Raw genomic sequence first — 23,145 nt, 5'->3', positions numbered from 1 at the left:
TTGCTGCATAGATGACAATCTTAAGCATCTGACGCGGTGTAGCCTGATTCTTTCTGATTCTGTTATAAGTCTCATAAAGATCAGAAAGATTCATTTCCTCCACAAATGCACTTACCAGGCGTACCGGATCATCGGATGGAATGGATATTTCTATGTCTAGCGGAAGTTTGATTTGATGATACAAGGAAGATACAGTATAATCTCCTTGTAAGATTTTGTTTAGTAGCATAAACTAATTTTACAGCAAAAATCGGGCTTTTCGAAGCCCGATTTTTGTGTTAAACACAGTATTTCTGCATGAAAAAGAGGCCTCACACTAATTTCTTAGTGCGACAGCCCCTCTTTAAATATTTTCATCATTTCATTTGTCAAACTGTACTCTAATGGCTGCAGTTTTATTTCTTCTCTTGGAACCCACTCGGCGTATTTAAGCTCGGTGGCATCCATGGTGATAGTATCGTCACCATCAACATCGCAGAAAAATCCAGTCAAAATATCGCTGGCGATACCCCACGGCTGGGACTTGTAGTAGCGGATATTTTTCACATGAATGCCGGTTTCTTCCATAACCTCTCTGGCAACACATTCTTCAAGGGTCTCGCCGATTTCTGTGAAGCCGGCCACAAGTGCATTGTGAGCAAAGCCTGTTCTGTATTTTGTAAGAAGAAGCTTGTCACTATTTGTCACACCTACTATAACTGCAGGATTAATTCTAGGATAGACGGTCTTGCCACAATTTGGGCAGACTTTTGCGCGTTCAGTTTTTGAGTGTTCATTTAAAGAACCACATCTGCCGCAATATTTAGTGCCCTCGTACCATTCAATGAGCTGATATGCTGTGTAAGCTGCAAAGACATAGTGCTTTGGATAAAGGTAATCCTTGCGAAGTGCCCTCATATCATAAAATTCAAAGCCCTCTGGATTTGTAAATTCCTGTCCACTATTCAGGAAAAAGAAATCCTCATCATCGATAGAAAAAAGATAGGTGTATTCTAACTCAATGCCAATGATTTCAGCGGTAGGATAGGAAATGGTATTTTCCTTTTCATCAACCTTCAGTAAAAATTTCCCCTCATCAGAAATCACTACAAGGCTATTCGTATTTACGGATTTGTTACTGTAACTATTATTTAATTTTTTTGGTGCAATATCTTGAATCATCATTTTTACAATCTCCGAGGAGTATTGTACTACATAAATTGTATTGAGCACAATATTATTAGCCTCTATAGACAGAAACCTGTGCTTTGCCTTTTTCTTTGGATTCGTAAAGTGCTTTGTCAGCCCGCTCTAGCAGTTCATTGATGGTGTGTTTGTAATCGCAGTCGATAACTCCGCAGCTGAAAGTGATAGGAGATTTGGCGTCCTTTACACGTATTTCATCCAAAATTGCTTCCATGATACGTTTAGCCAAATCAGATTCACAGAATAGAACTCCTACAAATTCATCACCACCCCAGCGGGCAACCTCACCCTCGATACCTATTTCTTCTTTTAGGGTTGTAGCCATAGTACGCAATACCGTATTTCCGTATAGATGTCCATAATTGTCATTGAAATGCTTGAAGTTATCCACATCCAGAATAAAAAGTGATATGTGCTGTCCCCAAAATTGTTTCTTGCGGTTCATTTCATAACGGGATTCAAAAAGCTTTTTGTTAATAAGTCCAGTTAGCTCATCGGTATTTTCTTTTACAATCTCTATTTTTCTAAGATTAGAAAGTAGCTTTGTGCTGACGAAAATATATACGATTATAACTGATATCATCAGGGCAACACGTCCATAGGAGCGCTTCATCATATCGTTTATAGACTCATACAAATCCTTTTGAACAATAATGTTCCAATTTAACATCTCATTATTTACAACGATTACGCTCTTATTGTTGGTGCTCCATTGCACACCCTTAGAATCTGTATCCGTTGTTATTTCATCTACAGAAAGTTCCATTTCAGCAGCTGCATCATCTACTGTTTTATAGAAGCCAGCACTTCCGTTAAAAGAATTATGGGCATTCCCCATACTTACGATGGACACATCTACACCCAATGAATTAACAATACTTTCCATGGATTGTTGAAAATCATCGATGACTTTTCCGGCACCAACTACACCCAGAATATTACCATGCTCATCTTGAACCAGACAGTTAACAAACAGACTGACAGAAAACTTGTTAACTTCATCATGATCTATCTGGATATCATATTCCTGATTCAAATCCAGGAAATTAAAATACCAGCTATCAAATTCCACTGCAGGTGAAACGACCTTGTTAAGACCGCTATCGTAGTAATAGTTGTAGGTTTTATTTGAAACAAAGAAAACTACATCATAGTTGTATTTTTCTTTGTAGGTGGTCAGATATTCATATAGCTGAGTACAATTCTCATCGTATGCATTACCTGTTTCATTAGCACACCAGCTTTTCAAAAAGATGTCATTGGCCATCATTTGGGAAACCACCAGCTGCTCCTTGGCAAGCAAAGTGATTTCAGAATTGATGTCCATAGCAGAAAGCATAACATCATTCTCGGCCTGTTCTGTGGCAACCTGCTTGTAGAATAAAAAGTCGTTAATTTGCATCCAAACAAAACCAAGTACAATGAGAATAATCACTATTATATTTGCAGTAACAACAGAATTTTTTTTATTCATAATAAATCCTCTATGCACACTAATACATTATATTTATAGCACCGTTCTTTGGATATTTTGTGAATGGAACAGAAGCTGAGACGGGAGCAGGGATTCACGCTTGCAATTTCATTGTTTGGTCAGCAAGAAGTTACAAAATCTAAAAGTGATTCTTGGCAGTAAGTAACAAATATTGGATAATGTGTTAGAATTTATTGACATATTATATGTCTAATGATACTTTTTATAAAACGTTTCACGTGGTGTCCGCAATGAAATATTGCGGATAATATTTGGCTATAGGATGAAACGTTTCACTATATTGCAAGGAGGAGAGAAATGTTAAAGAAAAAGCTTTTAAAGCAAGGCGTGGCTCTATCTGTTGTGACGGCAATTTCCTTATCCCAGGTATCTTTTAGTAGCGTTGCCAAGCAAACAGAGGATGTGTCTATTCAGGCAGAGGACACAGCAGAATCAGTGGTGGCACAGGATGACAAGCAGGCAGTGACTGAGGACGATTCGGGGGAACAAGATACTCAGGAAGCTACACAGGATTCTACTGATTCTAAAAATAGGGAAGATTCCAGGGATGAAGTAGATTCAAAAGATGTTAAGGAAGAAGTAAAGTCTGCAACAAAGCAGGAAGAAGAAAGCCTAGAAGAGGAAGAGAACAGCCTGGAATCAGAAGAAGCAGAAGATGACAAAAATCTGCCAGAAGAATTAGAAGAAGATTCCAAAAAGCTTCTTGATGAAAAGAAGCCAAAGGCCCTTAAATCAAAGGCAAAATCTAATGTTTCAAATTATATTGAAAATGGGGATTTTGAAACAGGAGATTTTACAGGCTGGACATTGATGGACGGCACGCCAATCACTAATGAAAATAATTCAGTGGGCGTAGTTTCATCTGAGAAAACATACTGGGGTAGCCGCTCAATGTATATTCACGGCGATTACTGTATGCGTGGTGAGTCCAAGGAAAATGAGAGCGGTGCTATTCGTTCATCAAGCTTTGTGCTTGGTGGTGATGGTTATATTTCATTTATGATTGGTGCTGCAGCTGCTGAGGGCAAAGGCTCCATCAAAATATATAAAGAGACAGATGATGGAGAGGAGCTAATCAAAACCTACACAAACAAAAACTGGTCAGACCCTAAGACTGGACTTACACTGATTCGTGTATTTGACAGGCTGGAATCCAACATCGGTGACACTTTATTTTTTGTAATTGAAAATGGTTCAGAAGCTGGTTTTTCATTTATAAATGCAGACGATTTTAGAACCTCAATGACTAGGGATGAAGTAATATCACTTCAGAACAGCCAGCTAAAGGATATAGAAAAAGTAGATGATGAATACAGCGATTTTATAATTAACTGCTATAAGAAAAATGGAATTATCAATGACATCATCATAAAGAAAGATATTCCAGCAGAACTGGAAAGATATGCAGGAATAGAGGTAGACTTTGCTGAGCTGATTAAGTCTGAGACAGAAATCATCGAAGAATATACAGGCAAAAAGGTCGATATTGATGTGACCATTAATGGTATTGCCTTTAACGGCAACGACCTATCAGATTATTCAAAGCAAATCCTAAAAGAAGGTGTATATGAAATCTCATTCACCAGAGTCTATGACGGTAAAACAGAGGATAAGTCTGTGATTATCAACGTGGTAAAGGTGGATAAGTCGATTAAAACTGTAGAGAATGGTGGATTCGAGACAGGAGATTTGACAGGCTGGGAGGTGCTTACACCAGAGGTATTCTCAAAGAATTCTTCAGATAAATATGAAGGTGTCATCTCAGCTGAAACCTATTGGGGTGAGAAGCTACCTTACAATCAAGGAGGCAACTATCATTTAGATGGCTGGGCTGTAACTGGAGATGAGGGCGCTGGCTGGTCCATTCGTTCATCCGTATTTACGTTATCAGGCAGCGGCTGGATATCTGTAAAGATGGGTGGAAATGCTGCATCCTTTAGAGTGTACAAGCTGGACGGCACTATGATAGGAAGCTACCGACAGTCCCGCTTTAACGACAGCGAGTTCCCATATGTAGGCAAAGGTTCATGGGCTGATATGGGAAGATATTTTGTAGATCTTTCTGACTATATCGGTGAACCGCTATATATTGAGCTCGCTGATAACAAGATTAATGGACCATGGGCACTGGCATTCTTTGATGATATCGAAACATACTATGCAAAGGCTCCAAATGTAGAAAATGGATATGACACAGTGGTTGGACCTGTTTCAAAAAACGGTGATGCATACGAATATGGAGATATCAAGCTTCCATGGACCAATCTGACATATGAACAGGATTTGGTTGAACTAGACTTTGAAGGTGAGGGCTTTGAGGTAACAAATAAAGCTGGCAGCAAACAGACAGTTGAGCTGAACAGCGTGTTTAAAAATCCTGCATATCAGGATGAGCCGGTGCTTCCATATCGTCCGAAGGGCGTAAGCGGCAATGCATTAAATTTTGATGGCTATTCGAACTTCCTAGAGTACAACGAAAGGATTGATACAAGCGCGCTGACCGTGGATGCTTATATCGCTCCACGTGCATTTATGTGGGATGCTCCAAGCAATCCTCGTGAAGATCAGATTGCACAGGTAATCGCAGGCTCCTACAACACACGTGAAAAAGCAGGCTTTTTACTTGGTGTAACAAAGCATGGCTACCTGACCTACAGAATCGGTACAGGAAAAGAATGGATTGCCATGACAAGTGACGATGGCAAGCAGGTACCTCTTTATAAATGGAGCCATGTGACTGGTGTTTACAATGGTGATGCAGGCACTATGGAGCTATATCTTAATGGTGAGCTTGTGGGCAGTAAAAAAGTAGAAAAGGGCCAGATGATTGCCAGTGCCAATCTTCCAATCCGAATTGGTAAAGGTTCAGAAAGCATAATTGTGGCAGATAACCTTTTTGATGGTACTATGTTCCCAGGATTATTGGATGAGGTGTCTGTGGTTCAAAAGGCTCTCACAGCTGATGAAATAAGAGCAAATTCTCATGAGCTTCCAGAGCTTACCTATGAGCAGGCTCACGCTCAGTCTGATTTTTCAAATGACTATTACAGACCTACATTCCATGCAACACCACCTGCAAACTGGATGAACGAGCCACATTCTCTATTCCAGTACAATGGCAAATGGCATCTGTTCTATCAGTCAAACCAGGAGGGACCATACTGGCATAACATTTCCTGGGGACACTGGATATCTGATGATATGGTTTCATGGAAATATGTGAAGGATGCAGTGGTTCCAACAGCAGGTACTATTTCACCTGATGGTGTTTGGACAGGAAATGTGATATTTTCATCTGATGGCAAGCCAATGCTTCTTATCACAGCAGGGGATGATTCACGCCCAATTAATGGTTCTAATCAGCATGTAGGTCTTGCAAAGGCTGTAAACTATGATGATCCAGAGCTTACAGAATGGGAGATTGTAGGATTTGCAGTGGCACAAACTAGCCAGATGGGTATTCCTGGCGAATTTAGAGATGCTCAGGCCTTTGGCATCGGCAATAAGAGATATATGGTTGTCGGTGGTGCAGATAATGGTCGCGGCGTAGCCCATGTATTTGAAACCGAAGCAAAGACCGCAGACGAGTGGGAAGCTTCTTGTAAGAGCGGCTCACTTAATGGCCTTAACTGGACATATAAGGGTTCACTTTTAGGAAACTATTTCAATACTCACGAATATAAATCTGAATACGGTCGTGTATGGGAAATGCCAAACCTTGTACCATTGCAGGATAAAAATGGCAATGATACAGGAAAGTTCCTATTTGTATTCTCACCTCAGCATGGTGACAACGATGTATGGTATTACATTGGCAGCTTTGATGAAGCTACCTGCAAATTTACACCTGATTTCAGTGACGCCAAAAGAATGGATTACGGCGATAATATTTTTACAGGCCCTACTGTATATGTAAATCCATCAGATGGAAAAACCTACATTTGCTCAATCATGCAGGAGAATGCTGATGGAGAAAGCAAGCGTACACCAGTAGACCACTACAAAGCAGGCTGGGCATTTTATGCAGGCCTTCCAAGAGAACTCTATTTAAAAGATAACGGCAGTCTTGGGATCAAAAATATCGATACATCAGCAGTTGAAGGTGATGTGGTAGTAAAGGCGACAGGCAAATCTATTGCTGAAATAAATGAACTTCTTAAGGATGTAAATAGCGATTGCATAAAGATTGATTTTGCTTTTAGAGGAGCGAGCGGTGATGTGGGCTTCGAGTTGAAAAAAGCAGGTGATTCTTTTACAAGATTTTTTATTAATGACAACCGAGTAGGTCTTGATGATAGAAGTGGAGAGTACAATCATGGTGAAATGGTTAGTGGCACAGTGTTCGTTGATAAGTGTTCGATTGAAGCTTATGTTGACGAAGCGGTAACAGTTTCAGGCAGCAAATTTATCAGAGGTGGTGGTATTAGAGCATTTGGAAATGATGAGTTAAAATGTGATGTGACTGTCACTCTCATGAAATCTATTACTGAGGCCACACCGGTAGCAGGTGGTACTGGAGCTGATGATGTAGCAGGCGATGCAGAGCCGGCTGAGCCAGTAGTTACACCAGAAGACCCTACGGTAGATGAACCAGAAGTAACTCCAGGAGAAGAACCTGTGGTAACACCAGAGAATCCAACAGATGATCCAGAAGAAGACCCAGTGGTAACTCCAGAAAATCCAGAGGTAACACCTGGGGATACTCCTACATCTGAAAACCCATCTACACCAGATGATGTGATTCGTAAAGACGTAGTGAAAAAGGCTGTAGAAGCAGTTATTTCTGTTGTCACAGAAGTATTCAATTATCTGATACAATCCATTAATTCTATATTTAGAAGTATTTTTAAATTTTAATAGGCATTACAAATGCAAATAAGAAAAGCTCCTTTTCCAAACGGGAAGGAGCTTTTTGGTACGTATTTTATTTTGTAGTGCCTCCATCGTGGTATTCCACTGGAAGACATATAAGTGCAGGATGATTGCTGTCCTTGTCACCAAGGAGCACATCAACAGCTGTGATAGCCATCTGCTCTAGTGGCTGTTCTATTGTAGAGCAAGGATATTTATCCAGGCCAAAGATTTTGATTCCGTCATAGCCGATAATCTGCACATCATCGGGAACTGATATGGATGCCTTACTTAGATAATCAATGGTTTGAACAGCCAGGGCATCAGTAGCACAAAAGATTCCATCATATTTGAATTTATTTTTTGAAATAGATTTTTCCAAAAAGCTAAAAATTTCATCAATACCATCTTCATCCCAAACTTTGTGAACAGTACATTTTACAGAGTGAGCGTTACAGTAGGCTTCAAAGCCGATGCTTCGTTTGTCAGCCTCGCCTGGCACATGGGATGAAATACCTATAAATAGAAGATTCTTGCATCCTTTTTCTATAAGCTTTTCAGCAGCGAGCTGACCACCGGTATAGTTGTCAGAGGAAATACAGGTCACGTTGGAATTGAATTTTCTATCTATGATTACAAAGGGAATATCTTCGTTTACTTCTAAGTCTGGATTGTAGGTGATAGCGATGATACCATCCACCTTGTTCTGCTGAACCATGTCCACGCAGGCTTGTTCCGTGTGAGGATCAAAGGATGTGGTGGCAAGTAGCATACGATAGCCGCGCTCACTTAATCGTCTACAACAGTAATCTGCCATATTTGAAAAGAACGGATTTATAACATTTGGAAGGATAACTGCAACAGTGCGTGTTTTGTTGGCTCGAAGGCCTCTGGCATATACATTTACTTGATAGCCCAATGCTTTTGCAGCAGCTTCTACCTTTGATTTGTATTCGTCCCCAACAGGGATGCCATTGAACACCTTGGATACAGTGCCAAGAGATACTCCCGCCAGGCGTGCAACATCCTTCATAGTGGGCTGTTTGCCATTATTATTCATATGTAAATACTCCCTATATATGTGTTGAAATTGATTGATGAAATTATGTGAAATGAAAGTGAAACATTTCACATACAACTAATATATTAGTATAAAAGTAGTGGATAGTAAAGATTAAAAAATATGCACAAAAATAAATTGAAAGATTTGTAGAAAGCCACAAAACAAAGGAAAGTTAGTAAAAGCGATTGACACCTAATGGTGCAGGTGATATCTTATCTAATGTCAATATAACGTTTCACGGAAAGGAATCGCCCAGCAATAAGAGGGCGTTTAAATTTTAAAAAGATATGAAACGTTTCATAGGAGGGTATTATGAAAAAGCAAATCAAGGCCAACTGGCAAATGTATCTCTTGCTGCTGATTCCAGTGGTGATTACATTTATCTACAAATACATTCCGATGTATGGTATTCAAATTGCTTTCAGAGATTTCAAGGCTAGCCGGGGAATTACAGGAAGCGAATGGGTGGGACTAAAGTGGTTCGTAAAATTCTTCACTTCTCCAAATTGCTTGAGAATGATAAAAAACACTTTTCTTCTCAGCGCATTTACATTGCTGTGGAGTTTTCCAATACCGATTATTGTTTCCCTTTGTTTGAATCAGCTTAGATTTTTAAAGCTAAGAAAATTCGCACAGACAGTTTTCTATGCACCACATTTCATATCAACAATGGTCATTTGCGGTATGATAAAAATCTTTTTATCTCCATCAGGCGGATTGCTAAATCTTCTTATGGGAACACAAATAGATTTTTTGACAGAGGCATCAGCATTCAGAACTATATATATCGCTTCAGAGGTTTGGCAGCATGCCGGCTGGGGCTGCATCATCTATCTGGCAACACTTGCAACTGTAGACACATCTCTTTATGAAGCTGCAAAGGTGGACGGAGCCAGCGTGTGGCAGAGAATCGTAAATATTGATATTCCGGCATTGCTTCCAATGGCAATCCTAAATCTCATCATGAGTGCAGGAGCCCTGATGAATATCGGATTTGAAAAGGTTTGGTTATTGCAGACAGATTTAAATAAAGCAGCGTCAGATGTGATTTCTGTATATGTGTACGAACAGGGTATCGAAAATGCGAAATACAGTTATTCTACAGCAGTAGGACTTTTCAATACGGTGATAAATCTGATTTTGCTTATCATTGTAAATCGAATTGCAACAAAGCATTCGGAAGTAGATTTTGTTTAGGAGATGATAGATATGAAAAAGAAAAAAGATGGCCTGGGCCTTTCCGACAAGGTGAGCGATATCATTTTGCTGATAATAATAATTGCTCTTGTAATAATTGTAGCTTATCCACTCTACTATGTTTTAGTAGCTTCTGTTTCAAATCCCTATGATGTATATGCTGGGAAAACCTTCCTCCTACCGAGCCAGTTCTCCTTAAAGGGGTATCAAGCGGTATTTTCAGATCCCAGCCTATACACCGGGTATATCAATTCAATCAAATATACCATTATAGGTACGGTTTTTTCAGTAACAATGCTTTATCTGACAGCTTATCCTCTGGCACAGAGGGATTTGCCTGGAAGAAAGTTTTTCAGTCTCTTTTTCATAATCACCATGTATTTTGGAGGCGGATTGATTCCTACATATTTGATTGTTAAAGAGACAGGTCTTATTGGAAATATGTGGTCACTTTTCATTCCAGGCGGTGTGTCAGTGGCAAATATGATTCTTGTAAGAAATTATTTCGAAACAAGCATTCCACATGAACTTATCGAGGCCGCACAGATAGATGGCTGCGACAAGATAAAGGTTTTCCTTAAAATAGTGATTCCTCTATCAATGCCAATCATGTCTGTTATGGTGGTATTTTCCATGGTGGCATATTGGAATGACTGGTTTACCGCGCTGATTTATCTGCCAAAGCCAGAAATGGCACCACTTCCACTGGTGCTCAGAAATATTCTTATCAAAAGCTCTGCCAGTGCTACTCAGGCCAGCACCATCTCAGGTGGCTACGCTGAACTGAACAAACTGACTGAAATGATAAAGTTTGCATCAATCGTAGTTGCAGCAGCTCCAATGCTTATCATCTATCCTTTCGTTCAGAAATATTTTGAAAAGGGCATGATGGCAGGCGCAGTAAAAGGTTAAAAAAGGAAGGAGAACGTATGAAAAAGAAAGTAGTATCACTAGTAATGATTGCCACTATGCTTATGTCCATGACAGCTTGTGGCGGGGGGACAGCAAAGAGGGATGAAAACCAGACAGACTTTACAGTAGTTGGAGGTCAGTCTGCATTATCACCAGGTTATGATGATAATGAGGTTTTGAATAAACTTTTAGAGGAGCAGGGAATCAATATCACCTGGAACACCATGAGTGACTCTCTTGAAGAGCAGGTAAATATTCAGATAGCTGGCGGTGATTTGCCAGATGCATATATGGGTGTAGGATTTTCAAACTATGACCTTGCTACCTATGGCGATGATGGTACCTTCATCGATTTGACAGACTACATCAACGCTGACACCATGCCAAATCTTTCCAGGATTTTAGAGGAGCATCCAGAAATTAAGGCTGCTATTACAATGGAGGATGGAAGCATTTACGGCCTTCCATCAGCAGAGCAGATGGGAACTGCGGGCATTGGCAAGGATGAAGATTATTCAATTTTCTCTGTACCACAGTTTTCTATGATTAATAAAAAATGGCTTGATGAGCTGGGACTTGAGGTACCTTCAACACTTGATGAGTTACATGCAGCTCTTGAGGCATTCAAGGAAAATGACATGGCAGCAAAGACCTATGGCGCGCCAGCAGGTTCAACAATTCCTATGTCTACCGGCTTTGATCAGTGGTGCTGGGGACAAAATATTTTCTACGCTGGCTTTGGATTTACAAACTGGATTAATGATGTATGTAATGATTTAGTTTTAAATTCTGACGGCAAGGTTGACTTTGTGTGTGATAATGAGGAATATAGAGATGCTCTCACATATTTCAGCGACTGGTATAAGGAAGGTCTTATTGACCAGGAGATGTTCTCACAGGATGACACACAGCTTATGGCAAAATGCCAGCAGGGCTATGTAGGTGTTTCTACCTGGTGGTACATCGAGGAGCTTATGGGAGACTACGCTGAGGATTATGTATTTCTCCCAGTTCTTACAGGGCCTGATGGAACAAAATATGAGGGACAGAGCAATGTAACTATCCGAACAGGTGGCGGAACAAACTCAGGAAATCTTTCAGTAACAAGTGCCTGCGGCAATCCAGAAGCGCTCCTTTCATTCTACGACAAATGGTATGAGCCAGAGACTGTAATGCAGCTTCAGTATGGCCCTATCGGTGTTTATTTCAAGGACAAGGATGAAAATGGTGTATGGAACTCTATAACAGAAGAGCAGGCAAAATCTGAGTTTGGCAAAGGCGCTGGCGAGCTTAAGAGCTACTACGAGGTGGCTGGTCCAAAGCTTATTCTTTCAGATTACTATTCATCTACATTTAATATGGAAGACAGAGCTGTTGAGAGACTTACAGACCTTTACGATTACTGGATGCCACAGGTCAAGGATACCAGCGTATATCCAATCGACTGCGTATTTACAGCAGACGAGCTTGAGACTATCGACACATACAAAACAGATTTTGAAAATGCTGTAAGCGAGCAGGAAGGCCTTTGGATTAAGGAAGGCGGTCCAACAGATGAAGAGTGGAATGCTTATGTTGAGAAGCTTGAAAGCACATGTGGTATGCAGGAATTATTAAAGGCTTATCAGGGCGCATACGATAGATACAAGGAAGCAATGTAAGCCTATTACTAAATTACAAGCAAGGAAAGACAAATGATTAGTAAGAAATTACAGGAAGCAAGAGATTACGAAAAGAAATATTTAGCCAAGGATAATAAGGACATCCGTCCACTGTTTCACCTGACTGGAACAGTGGGCTGGATAAACGATCCAAATGGTTTTAGCAGATATAAGGATACCTATCATTTATTCTATCAATATCATCCATACTGCAATCACTGGGGTCCTATGCACTGGGGACATAGTACATCTGAGGATTTAATCAAATGGGAGTACCAGCCATGCGCGTTAGCACCAGATGAGGACTACGACCAGGATGGCTGCTTTTCCGGAAGTGCTATAGAACTGGATGATGGAAGGCACTTGCTTATGTACACAAGCGTTGAAAAAAGACAGGATAGCGATGGAGTTGTTAGGGACTATCAGCAACAGTGCCTTGCAATAGGTGATGGAATAGACTATGAAAAGGTAAGCTCAAATCCTGTAATTTCTACTGATATGATTCCTGCTGGAAATGACCTGCACGATTTTAGAGACCCAAAGATAATAAAAAATAATGATACCTACTATTGCTTTGCTATAAACAGACATCCAGATGGCAGTGGACAGATCCTCGTATATGAAAGTAAGGATGCCATTAGCTGGAAGTTTAACAAGGTGCTTGACCGTTCTGACAACCAGGTGGGAAGAATCTGGGAATGCCCTGACTATTTTGAGCTTGATGATAAAAAGGTTCTTATAGTTAGCCCTCAGGAGACTGAAGGAAAGGGAGATAATATATTCCCTGGCTTTAACAACTTCTTCCTGGTTGGCGAAGGAAAAGAGTTTTTGGATTTTAACAGACAGGCAGTGCAGCCTATAGATTTAGGCCCTGACTTTTATGCCGCACAAACAATCCTTACACCAGATGGTAGAAGAGTCATGATAGCCTGGATGCAAAACTGGGAGACAGTAAACTTTGGCAATGACGCTCACGATTATTATTCCACCATGACTATTCCTAGAGAATTGAAAATCAAGGAAGGTCATGTATACCAAACCCCTATAAAAGAACTGGAAAATTATCGTAAATGCGAAGTGAAGCATTCCTGTGAAATCTTTGAGGAACAGCAATTGGCTGGAGTTTCTGGCAGAGTGATTGATATGAGTTTCGAGCTTTCAAAGGTAGATTCAGAAAAAGATTATTTATTTACCATGAAGCTGGCTAAAAATGATCGCTATGAAACCAGAGTTATAATAGACAGCAGAAGAAAAACTCTTAAGCTTGATAGAAGAAATAGTGGAATGAGATATTCTGCACTTTCTGAAAGAGAATTTCCTATAGATATAGTGGACGGTAAGCTAAAGCTTAGAGTCATTATGGATAGATTTACTTTGGAAGTGTTTGTAAATGATGGAAAACAGGCTGCATCAATGAAGATTGATACAGACATAACTGCTGATGGAATCACTTTCCAGTCTGATGAAAAAGTGAATATTGATTTGATTAAATTTGAATTATCAGATTTAAACTAGCTTATGAATAGGGGGCTGTTAAAAAACTCCCCTAAAGGAAACGAGTGAAATCTTCAGATTTCACTCGTCTTTTATTATAAAAAATGAGCCGCAAACATGAAGTTCGCGGCCCATTTTTGGTATATACTCGTTTATTTCTTAGTTTAAGCCTATGGAATAGCCTAAATCGACCATCAGGTCAATCTCGTTTTTTAAGTCATTATTCAAACAATTCCTCTAATGTAATGATTTCTGATATGTGCTCTGTGTAGGCTTTTCCTTTTATTCCATGAGCTGATATCATAATGATTTTTAATGCTTGCTTTGTTTTTGTTTCTCTTTTGAATACATCTCTCTTGTGCAAAAGATTTTCTTCATAGGTTTTATCTATTGCAAATGCTGAATCTGTAAACTTGATTTCACATATGTTGGTTATGTTATCAGCTCTTTCTATAACTAAGTCTATTTGAGCACTGTCTTCCGTGCCGATATTATGCCAAGGATAACAATTTGTCTTCACGCCTGATATGCCAAGCGCACCTTTTATGCTTTCAATATGCTGGAAACATAGCGTTTCAAATGCGCACCCGCGCCAGTTTTTATATTTCCCTTCATTTTCAATTAATTCTTCATAACTATGAAGCCTTGATTCTGATGATAGGAAGTGGTAGTGAAACAACAAGAATGGATCAATCAGTTGTATATAAAGTGGATTATTCTTTTCATAGTTTCGTTGATATTCTATTATATAACCACATTCTTTTAGATTTTCTATAGCTCTTACATAAGTACCGTCAGCTGCATTTAAATTTTCCTGCAATTCATATTTTTTGATGCCATATTTATATGTTGATAATTTTTGTAAAATCTCATTATATATAGGGGATTTGCTAAGTGTTGCTTCTAATAATCTATTAGTCTCGTTTTTTAATAATGCATTTTCATTTAAGAGTAATCGGTTAACGTTTTGTTTGAAACTTTGCGATTCATTCATCAAATCAAAGAAATATGGCAATCCGCCAAATACCATTTGACACTCGGCGATTTGTTCTTTAGACCAGTCAAATTCCCGATCCTTAAAGAATTGCTCTGTTTCGTGCAAAGTAAATGGCTTTATAAATATTTTTTGAGTTAATCTATGGTACATGCTACCGGTATTGTTAACTACGTTTTTTATAATCCATGATGTAGCTGACCCACATATTATAAATACTAAGTCACCATACTGAGTGCCACGTCTATTCCAGAACTCTTCAAATGCCGGTAAGAAATCTGAGCGTGGTGTTGCAAACCAAGGAAACTCATCAAAGAATACTATTTTTTTCCCATATGGAGATAGTTTTACAGTGTCACTATTTAACACATTTTCTAAACGAGCAAAGGCTTCATACCAGTCCTTAGGTATAGTCTTTGTATTATCTCCTGATGCAAGCAATCGCTGATGAAAAGCTTTTAACAAACTTTTGCTATTACTATTTTCAACAGCCGTTGCTCTGAAAGCGAAGTATTCTCCAAAAGTTTGTTCAACTAAGTATGTCTTGCCAACTCGCCTTCTACCATACACGCAAACGAGTTCTGATTTTTGGGTTTTGTCGCATCTTTCCAATTCTTTTCGTTCTTGTTTTCTGCTTATTATTTTCATTATTTTCACCTATATTTTACAAATATTTTGCTAACTTGATTATAACATTTTCTCCAACTAAAGGCAATTTTTAGCTATAAACTGGAGAAAACAATTAAGAATTGATAAATATCTCCAGTTTGTGAACATTTTCTGCGGTTAACCACTTTAGCACTGTGCAAATTGTATCTTGCAAAAATTAAGAAAAAACAAGGGAATAATATCTAATATAAATTCGAATAAGTGATAAAATAAATGCATATTATTTTAGGAGCAATAACTCAATGAGCAAGGACGACAAAAGAATATACACGCTTAGTGAGGAGGCGCCAGCCAAAGCGGTAATCAAGCTTGGGGTGCCTCTTATTATGGGTATGATGATAATGGTGCTCTACAATCTTGTGGACACCTATTTTATTGGACTGATGCATGATGATTATCAGCTTGCAGCAGTAAATTTGGCGTACCCAATTATGATGATTTCAATTGCCATATCCAACATGGTAGGCACAGGTGCAGCGTCACTTATAGCCAGAAGCTTTGGCGCAGGAAATAAAGAAAAGGCAAATCATACACTAACTGTAGGATTTACATTAACAGTGGTAAACAGCCTGATTGTCACAATAGTTGGAATCGCATTGCTGTCCCAGATAGTTACTGGACTAGGTGCAAAGGAAAACACCTTTGATTACACCTGCCAGTACACATTTATCATTTTACTTGGAAGCATTTTTACAATGGGAAATTATACCTTCGGCCAGTTGCTCAGGGCTGAAGGCTCCGCAAGGTATTCCATTATAGGAATGGTTCTTGGAACAATAGTAAATATCATTCTCGATCCAATATTTATCTTTGTTTTGGGACTGGAGATTAGAGGCGCTGCCATTGCCACAATTATTGGAAATGCGTCGGGAATGGTGGCATCTATTATGTTGTATGCTACGGGAAAATCACTCCTTAAGCCAAGCATGAAATACATCCTTCCAACAGCAGAGATTCTCAAGGAAATATTCTGGGTGGGTGTGCCAGCCACGTTGGAGACACTTCTCACCTCAGTTGCTTATATCGTAAATAACAACCTGGCTGTAGGCTATGGCGAGCTTACTGTTGCAGCCATGGGTGTGGCTCAAAAGATTTTATCCCTTGGAAATTATATTTATCAGGGATTTGCAGCAGGCACCCAGCCACTCATGGGATACAACTACGGCGCAAGGAATTACAAAAGAATGATGAGCATTCTCAAGTCAGGTGTAATGGTTGTAAGTTCTGTTGAACTTTGTGTAATGGCTATCTTTGGAATATTCGCCCCTCAGCTTATCGGATTATTTACTCAGTCACCTGAGGTTATAGCAACAAGCTCCATGGTGCTTAGAACAATCATGTTTATCCTGCCATTTGTAGGGGCAATCTCTATGAGCCGTACCTCCTTCCAGGCCATGGGCCAGCCACAATATGCATTTGGAATCACACTGGTGAGACAGCTGTTCTTATATGTTCCACTTTTATTATTGTTAAATCATCTTTTTGGATTCCAAGGCATGATAAAAGCTCAGCCAATCACAGAGATAATCATGATGGTAGTTTCAGTTTCATTGTTGGCTAGAGTTATCAATAGATTTTCCACAAATACAGAAATGTAATATTTTTTAGAAAAGTTTAGTTAGAATTTTCATGATAATAATCGGTGGGAGTAATCCTATGGCTGCATACTTAATAAAAATAGGTAAAGCAACTTCCTTATCCATAGCCGCAACTTTATCCACATCTTGGAAGGTAGCCAATTCATCCCGCTTACAGTAAGGACATGGACAAAATCTTTGAAGGGCCAGCGGCGTGTTGTAACCTATGAAGCCTTTTCTTACATACTTGTTCTTTTGAATCTTAAAATTTGAAATCTTTAGGAAATCTCTTGGAGCAACTTCATATGTGTTTTTACACTTTGTACAGGTGACTGTAAAGGTTGTATCTAAGGCGCATTCCGCCTCTATGGCAAGTCTTCTTCCTTTTATGAAATTGAATATAACCCAGGAAATCCCAATGAGTCCCACAACACCGCCAAATATTGGTCCAATCATTCCATGCATGAGTTAATGCTCCTTATTTGTTATAATTTCCCATCAGCTTTTTTCTTAACCTGCTCAAAGAATCACTATCAAAAATAAATCTGTCTCAGAATAATCTTTTTCTCCTGCATATGAGTAGCCAGTATAATAAATGATTGCCCCTACCAACGCGTATAATATGTGTAAAAAGTTATTGTAGATTTAACTAACTTGTGTTATTCTTTTAAATTGCGAGTTAGAGGTATATAACCACAATAAGTATTACAAAACCAAAAGGAGAATATGTATGATTAATAAGGAATTATGGGGGCGCCTAAGAGCAGGTATTTTGGCGTCTGCTGTAGCTATGTCCTCATTTTCTGGAACTGGCGTTGTATCGGCAGAAGAAAGTATCTCCTACAAGGATGGAACCTACACAGGTACCGGAGTAGGACGAAACGGGGATGTAACTGTATCAGTTATTATTCAGGATGGAAAGGTAGTAGAAATCTCTGAGGGCTCACAGTCTGAGACACCTAGAGTGTGGGAAAAAGCAAAGGCATTGTTTTCCACTATTAGCGAGAAACAGCCTACTCTATCAGAGGTTGATGGAATCGATGGTGTCAGCGGAGCTACAATCAGTAGCAATGCCATAAAGGCGGCAGTAAAGGATGCTTTTTCAAAGGCAGAAGTAAAGGCAGAGGAAAAGGAGCCAGGCACTTCAGAAGAGCCTGTAAATACTGACACTCCAAAGGAGTCTGAGAATACAGAAAAAACAGGTGATGAGGAAGAACCTAAGGAATCAGAAAATAAAGAAGAGACAGAGCATTCAGAAGAAAAAGATGACGATTCAGATACAATCAAGGGCTCAGGAACTGAAGAAGACCCTTATTTAATATCAAACGAAAAGCAGCTTCAGCTGTTTGCAAAAAATGTAGATGAAGGAAATTCATATGCGGGAGAATATGTTTCTTTAACAAAGGATATTACTTTGTCATCTAAGAATTTCAATTCCATCGGTACCTCAGATGGTTTTGATATTTTCGCAGGTACCTTCGATGGTAACAATTATTCAATCAACAACATGACAATCAGTAGTGAAAATGTGGGCGATGAAGGTCTTTTCACAGCACTTAAGGCTGGGGCTGTTGTTAAAAACCTTAAGGTGATGAATGCATCAGTTACTGCCACACCGGATTTCAGTCTTAATGCCGGAATCCTTACAGGTGATTTAAAGCGCACAGCAGTCCTTTCAAATTGTCAGGTGAGCGGAAAGATAAATGTTAAGTCTGACTCTGCAGCAGTTTCTGTAGGTGGAGTAGCAGGAAATGTTGGAGCAAAGGCCGACATCAAAAGCTGCTATGCTGATGTGGACATTGTGGCACAGCTTGAGGATGGTGTAGTAGCTGCAATCGGTGGTATAGCAGGTCTTACAAAAATGAATTCAAACATCACTGACTCGCAAGCCTCTGGAACAATCACTGCAAAGGGGGATAATGCACTTCGTGCTGGCGGCATTGTTGGTGATGCAATGGGAAACACAGCAGAAGTTATTTCCAAAATGACTATTGAAGCTGATGGAGAGGTAAACACCATCGGAGATGAGTGGAAGAATAAAGAAGTTGATTCTTCTATTTTTGAATCCGGTGATGGCTCAAAGGAAAATCCATACCAAATCGTAAATGCGGATCAGCTGGTAGCCTTTGCAGGATCCTTAGAGGATTCGGTTTTATATGATAATAAATATATCGAGCTTGCAGCAGATATCGATATTTCTGGAATAGAAAACTGGGAGCCAATTGGTGGAAGCCAGTTTGCATTTAACGGAACCTTTGATGGAAAGGGACACACAATCAATGGTCTTCATGAGGGTACAAAGGAAAATCCTAGAAGGCTCAGCAAAAATGTAGAGGATTTTTCAAATGCATTAGGTTTGTTTGGAACTCTTGGTGTTGATGCAGTAGTTAAAAATGTAAAGCTTACAAATGTTGCTATTTATGCATACCGTGAGGATGCATCATTTGTAGGTGGTATCGCAGGCTACATGCAGGGACTTAGTGATAGTGGTTCTTTCAAGGGTGCAGTGATTGACAGCTGTTCAGTGGAAGGAACTATTGAATCTACCACAGCAGAAAAAAATGCTTATGTAGGTGGTATTGCAGCCCGCCAGTACAAGGGTGCTATCATCAACTGCTACAGTAATGTGAAGCTTCGCTCTACTGTAGAGTACGGTGAGTCCATCGCATCTGTAGGTGGTATCACAGGTATGACAAACAGAGGACTTGTAGCAAACTGCTATTCTACAGGAAGCTATTTTGGCAGCATGGCTCGTGATATTGAAAATGAGATAGAGGGAATGTCATCAGTTGGAGCAGTTGTAGGTGTAGATGCTGGTGATATTGTAAACTGCTACGGCAGAGGTGACACTGAGTCTGAGCACTACAGTATTTATACAGGTGCTATCACAGGTTGGGTGACTGGTATCGGAAAAGCTTATCAGAGCTATTTTGATATTGAAAAGACCATGACTATCGCAGGCCGCAAGGAAGCTCAGGTGCAGCCATACGGCACAAAGACTGTAGGTGGTGTCAATGAAGAGGGCGAGGCCTACGAAGGCGGTGTAGTTGGTTCCCTTGAGAGCTTCACAGCAAAATCTTATGAGAATCTTGCAGATAAGCTCAATGGTAATTTTGAAAAGCTTGGTATTAGTCTTGCAAAGTACGGATTAGCAAATGATAGTCTTAAAAAGTGGGTTGTCGCAGATGGTGTAGTAACATTATCAGATGAATTCGTAAATGCGAATTACGTACAGCCAGAGGAAGAAAAGGTACCAGTTGCAGAAGATATTATGGGTGATGGTGACTGGTACGGACGTGACAATGGCGGAAAAGTCACTGTTAAAATCACTGTAAAAAATAATGAAATTGTTTCAGAGGAAATTCTTACTGGAAGCAAGGATGATACAGAAAATTATGAAAAGGCATTAGCCCGCGCAAAGGACAAAGCTATTTATGGTGACACTACAGCCTATGGTGTGGGTGATGTAAGTATGTTTGCAGGTGGCAAAGGTACAAAGGAAGATCCTTATTTAATTTCAAACGAAGCTCAGCTTCGCTATATCGCAAAGGCGATAAATGCAGATGAGACCTGGGAAGGAAAATACTTCAAGCAGACAAAGGACATCGCTCTTTCTGATGAAGAGTGGCTTCCAATCGGTTTTGCTATCAAGGTAAAAATCAAGGGTGACCCTGTACTTTACAGTGCATATCCTTTCAGAGGAAATTATGACGGCGCTGGCTACACAATCACAGGCCTTAAAATAGGTACAAAAACATCTCCAGCAAGCCTTTACACAGCAGCAATGTTTGGTTTCACAGGTGGAGATTACGAGACAAACCTTACCTATGGAGAAGATACATTAAAGATAGAGCTTAAAAATATTAACCTTCGCGACATCTACATGAACAATGAAGTGCCATACGATTCTTACACAGCAGGTCTTGTAGGAACAGGTCAAAATGGTGTGTTCATCGACAACTGCTCTGTTACAGGAAAGATTTCTGTAAAGGCAGATGATATTGCATCCCGCGGTGCAGGTCTTGCAGCCAGCATGCTTAGAGGTGCAGTTACAAACTGCTATACAGATGTTGACATCCGCGCAATCACAGAGGAAGGTGATGTATACGCCGGTGGAATGTTTGCCGTTACAAATCGTATAAACGTATTAAACAGCTACACACTTGGCGATGTATATGGAACTGCCAACACAAACAACAAGGTTCACATTGGTGGCTTCACAGGTATGGCAGGTGCTTTCCAGTACAATTGTTATGCATACGGAAATGTCACATCCAACCGCCCAACAGTAGACATCGGTATTGTAGATGGTCGTATTGCAAATATCGCTTACGACAGAAATTGTTACTTCAATCAGGATGCAAAAATCGTAGAAAACGGTACTGAAATCCAATCAGTTTACACTGGTGCCGACGGCACAGGCAGCAGTAAGGATGTTACCTTTGGAAAGTCAGCAGCTGAGATGGGTTCAGAGGATTTCGCAAAGCTTTTAAATGAAAATGTAGCAAATGTTGCCACAGAGCTTCAGGCAGCTGATGAAGAGCTTGGTGGAATAATGAGTATTTATTACACAGCAGGTGCAGCAGGACTTAAGAAGTGGATTATCAAGGACAACAAGGCTGTATTTGGTTCTGGCTCAATAAAAGAAGAAACTGTTTCTGATAAAGAAGAGGCCAAGCAGGAAAATTCTAACAAAGAAGAAGCTTCAAAAACTGATTCTGTAAAAGAGGAAACAAAGTCTCAGGAGACAACACAGGCTACTACAGATAATAAGAACGCTGCAGCAGTTGATAGTTCAGAATCAGGCTCACAGACTACACAGGCATCAGGTTCACAGTCTGCATCAGTTAGTTCAATAGGATCCACTTCAAGTGCATCGACAAATACTTCTGCAAATACTTCAAGCAACATTTCAGAGCTTGGAAATACCAACACAGTTGTAATCGCAGAAGCCCAGACTCCTACAGCAGCAAATAATACTGCACCTAAAACTACAGCTAAAAAGCTGAGTGACGCAAAGGCAGCGACAGAAAAGCTACTTGATAATGATGGTGAGGAATCTATCGAGGCTAAGACAGATGAATTGTCTGATGAAAAAGCAGAGGATACAGCAGAGTCTGAAAGCAATGAAGCAGAAGACACAGTAGACATCCCATCAGAGGATATTCCAACTGCAGCAGAGTCCCAGTCAACAAGCAATGTGACACTAATTATTGTCATCCTTCTAGGCTTGGCAGCTCTAGCATGTGCAGGCGCATATATGTTCAAAAGAACAGGTAAAATGAAATAATAATCTAAAATGGAGAGCCTAAGATTTGGGCTCTCTATTTTGTTTTTTATCGATACTGCAAGTGTGTTATCATATTTGTATCAACACATTTCTAGGGGGAGAATATGCCAGACATAAAGTACAAGCTTGCAGAGGCAATGAAGCGATGCATGAAGCATTCCACGGTGGAGAACATTACTGTAAAACAGATAGTAGAGGAGTGCGGAGTCTCCAGACAAAGCTTTTATAGAAATTTTATAGATAAATATGATTTGGTGAACTGGTACTTTGACAGGCTCTTGGAACAGTCCTTCAAGGAAATGGGAAAGGGCGAGACTATTAGGGATGGCCTAATCAAAAAGTTTCAATACATCAAGCAGGAAAGGCTTTTTTTCACAGCAGGCTTCAAGGGAGATGAGCAGAATAATCTCAAGGAACATGACTTCATTATGATTTATGAGTTCTATTGTGCTCTTATTCGTGAAAAAACTGGCGCACCACCAGAGCATCGCATCAGAAAGCTTCTTGAGATGTATTGCCAGTCATCAATTTACATGACAGTCCAGTGGCTGATGAAGGGCATGAAGGAATCCGAGGAAGAGCTTGCAGATTTGATGATTGAGGCTATGCCAGAAGCGTTACACAGATTGTTTTCAACGATCAACCTGGTATAAAAAGCCTATGATTTAGCGCAATAAAGAAATTTTCAGAAATGTTACACAAGTGAATATCTGTAACTTATATTGCTCCCCTATGAGGTGATAAAATTATTCTCGTA

At 39.8% G+C, this 23,145-nt stretch carries 13 protein-coding genes and 1 pseudogene; 8 read left to right on the top strand and 6 right to left on the bottom strand.

Going from position 1 to position 23,145, the window contains the following annotated elements; all coding sequences use genetic code 11:
- The 3 genes and pseudogenes from BLV53_RS17840 to BLV53_RS07725 form a co-directional block, all read right to left on the bottom strand.
- Positions 1 to 229 (bottom strand): annotated as a pseudogene (locus BLV53_RS17840) (IS5/IS1182 family transposase); the annotation flags it as partial.
- A 95-nt stretch (positions 230 to 324) separates the two neighbouring features.
- Entirely contained in the window at positions 325 to 1,164 is an 840-nt protein-coding gene (nudC, locus tag BLV53_RS07730) for an NAD(+) diphosphatase (RefSeq protein ID WP_242879052.1), read from the bottom strand.
- Positions 1,165 to 1,219: 55 nt separating this feature from the next.
- Positions 1,220 to 2,659 carry a sensor domain-containing diguanylate cyclase gene (locus BLV53_RS07725; RefSeq protein WP_090299480.1) on the bottom strand — a complete coding sequence of 480 codons (1,440 nt, stop codon included), beginning with the start codon at positions 2,657 to 2,659 and terminating at the stop codon, positions 1,220 to 1,222.
- A 318-nt stretch (positions 2,660 to 2,977) separates the two neighbouring features.
- Here BLV53_RS07725 and BLV53_RS07720 point away from each other — a divergent pair, with 318 nt between their 5' ends.
- The gene (locus BLV53_RS07720) at positions 2,978 to 7,537 is read left to right on the top strand and encodes a LamG-like jellyroll fold domain-containing protein (protein ID WP_090299477.1); all 4,560 of its coding nucleotides are present in this window, start codon (positions 2,978 to 2,980) and stop codon (positions 7,535 to 7,537) included.
- 67 nt (positions 7,538 to 7,604) lie between these two features.
- Here the strand turns inward: BLV53_RS07720 and BLV53_RS07715 are convergent, their stop codons facing one another.
- Positions 7,605 to 8,591, bottom strand: a complete 987-nt coding sequence (locus BLV53_RS07715) for a LacI family DNA-binding transcriptional regulator (protein WP_242879051.1) — start codon at positions 8,589 to 8,591, stop codon at positions 7,605 to 7,607.
- A 315-nt stretch (positions 8,592 to 8,906) separates the two neighbouring features.
- Between BLV53_RS07715 and BLV53_RS07710 the strand changes: the two genes are divergently transcribed.
- From BLV53_RS07710 to BLV53_RS07695, 4 genes are read left to right on the top strand one after another with little or no spacing between them, the layout of a single operon-like run.
- Positions 8,907 to 9,791, top strand: coding sequence for an ABC transporter permease (locus tag BLV53_RS07710; protein ID WP_090299473.1), 885 nt, complete (start codon positions 8,907 to 8,909; stop codon positions 9,789 to 9,791).
- 12 nt (positions 9,792 to 9,803) lie between these two features.
- Positions 9,804 to 10,703: a carbohydrate ABC transporter permease gene (locus BLV53_RS07705; protein ID WP_090299470.1), complete on the top strand. Its 900-nt coding sequence runs from the start codon at positions 9,804 to 9,806 to the stop codon at positions 10,701 to 10,703.
- Between the two features lie 17 nt (positions 10,704 to 10,720).
- A complete protein-coding gene (locus BLV53_RS07700) occupies positions 10,721 to 12,364 on the top strand; it encodes an extracellular solute-binding protein (RefSeq protein WP_090299467.1) in 1,644 nt (547 codons plus the stop codon).
- A 33-nt stretch (positions 12,365 to 12,397) separates the two neighbouring features.
- A complete protein-coding gene (locus tag BLV53_RS07695) occupies positions 12,398 to 13,879 on the top strand; it encodes a glycoside hydrolase family 32 protein (protein ID WP_090299464.1) in 1,482 nt (493 codons plus the stop codon).
- Positions 13,880 to 14,078: 199 nt separating this feature from the next.
- Here the strand turns inward: BLV53_RS07695 and BLV53_RS07690 are convergent, their stop codons facing one another.
- Positions 14,079 to 15,500 carry an AAA family ATPase gene (locus BLV53_RS07690; RefSeq protein ID WP_090299462.1) on the bottom strand — a complete coding sequence of 474 codons (1,422 nt, stop codon included), beginning with the start codon at positions 15,498 to 15,500 and terminating at the stop codon, positions 14,079 to 14,081.
- A gap of 263 nt (positions 15,501 to 15,763) precedes the next feature.
- Between BLV53_RS07690 and BLV53_RS07685 the strand changes: the two genes are divergently transcribed.
- Positions 15,764 to 17,119 (top strand): MATE family efflux transporter, encoded by a 1,356-nt coding sequence (locus BLV53_RS07685; RefSeq protein WP_090299459.1) that lies wholly within the window; start codon positions 15,764 to 15,766, stop codon positions 17,117 to 17,119.
- A 6-nt stretch (positions 17,120 to 17,125) separates the two neighbouring features.
- On the opposite strand, the gene BLV53_RS07680 is transcribed toward BLV53_RS07685, so the two are convergent.
- Positions 17,126 to 17,563 (bottom strand): hypothetical protein, encoded by a 438-nt coding sequence (locus BLV53_RS07680; protein WP_090299456.1) that lies wholly within the window; start codon positions 17,561 to 17,563, stop codon positions 17,126 to 17,128.
- 265 nt (positions 17,564 to 17,828) lie between these two features.
- On the opposite strand from BLV53_RS07680, the gene BLV53_RS07675 reads away from it, so the two are divergent.
- A complete protein-coding gene (locus BLV53_RS07675; protein ID WP_090299453.1) occupies positions 17,829 to 22,388 on the top strand; it encodes an FMN-binding protein in 4,560 nt (1,519 codons plus the stop codon).
- A 104-nt stretch (positions 22,389 to 22,492) separates the two neighbouring features.
- On the top strand, positions 22,493 to 23,041 hold the full coding sequence (locus tag BLV53_RS07670) for a TetR/AcrR family transcriptional regulator (protein ID WP_090299450.1): 549 nt from the start codon (positions 22,493 to 22,495) through the stop codon (positions 23,039 to 23,041).
- The last annotated feature ends 104 nt before the right edge of the window (positions 23,042 to 23,145 follow it).

Source organism: Pseudobutyrivibrio sp. ACV-2, assembly GCF_900107545.1.
Lineage (GTDB): Bacteria > Bacillota > Clostridia > Lachnospirales > Lachnospiraceae > Pseudobutyrivibrio.
The sequence above is the reverse complement of the archived record's forward strand: the minus strand, read 5'-3'. Positions and strand labels throughout refer to the sequence as shown.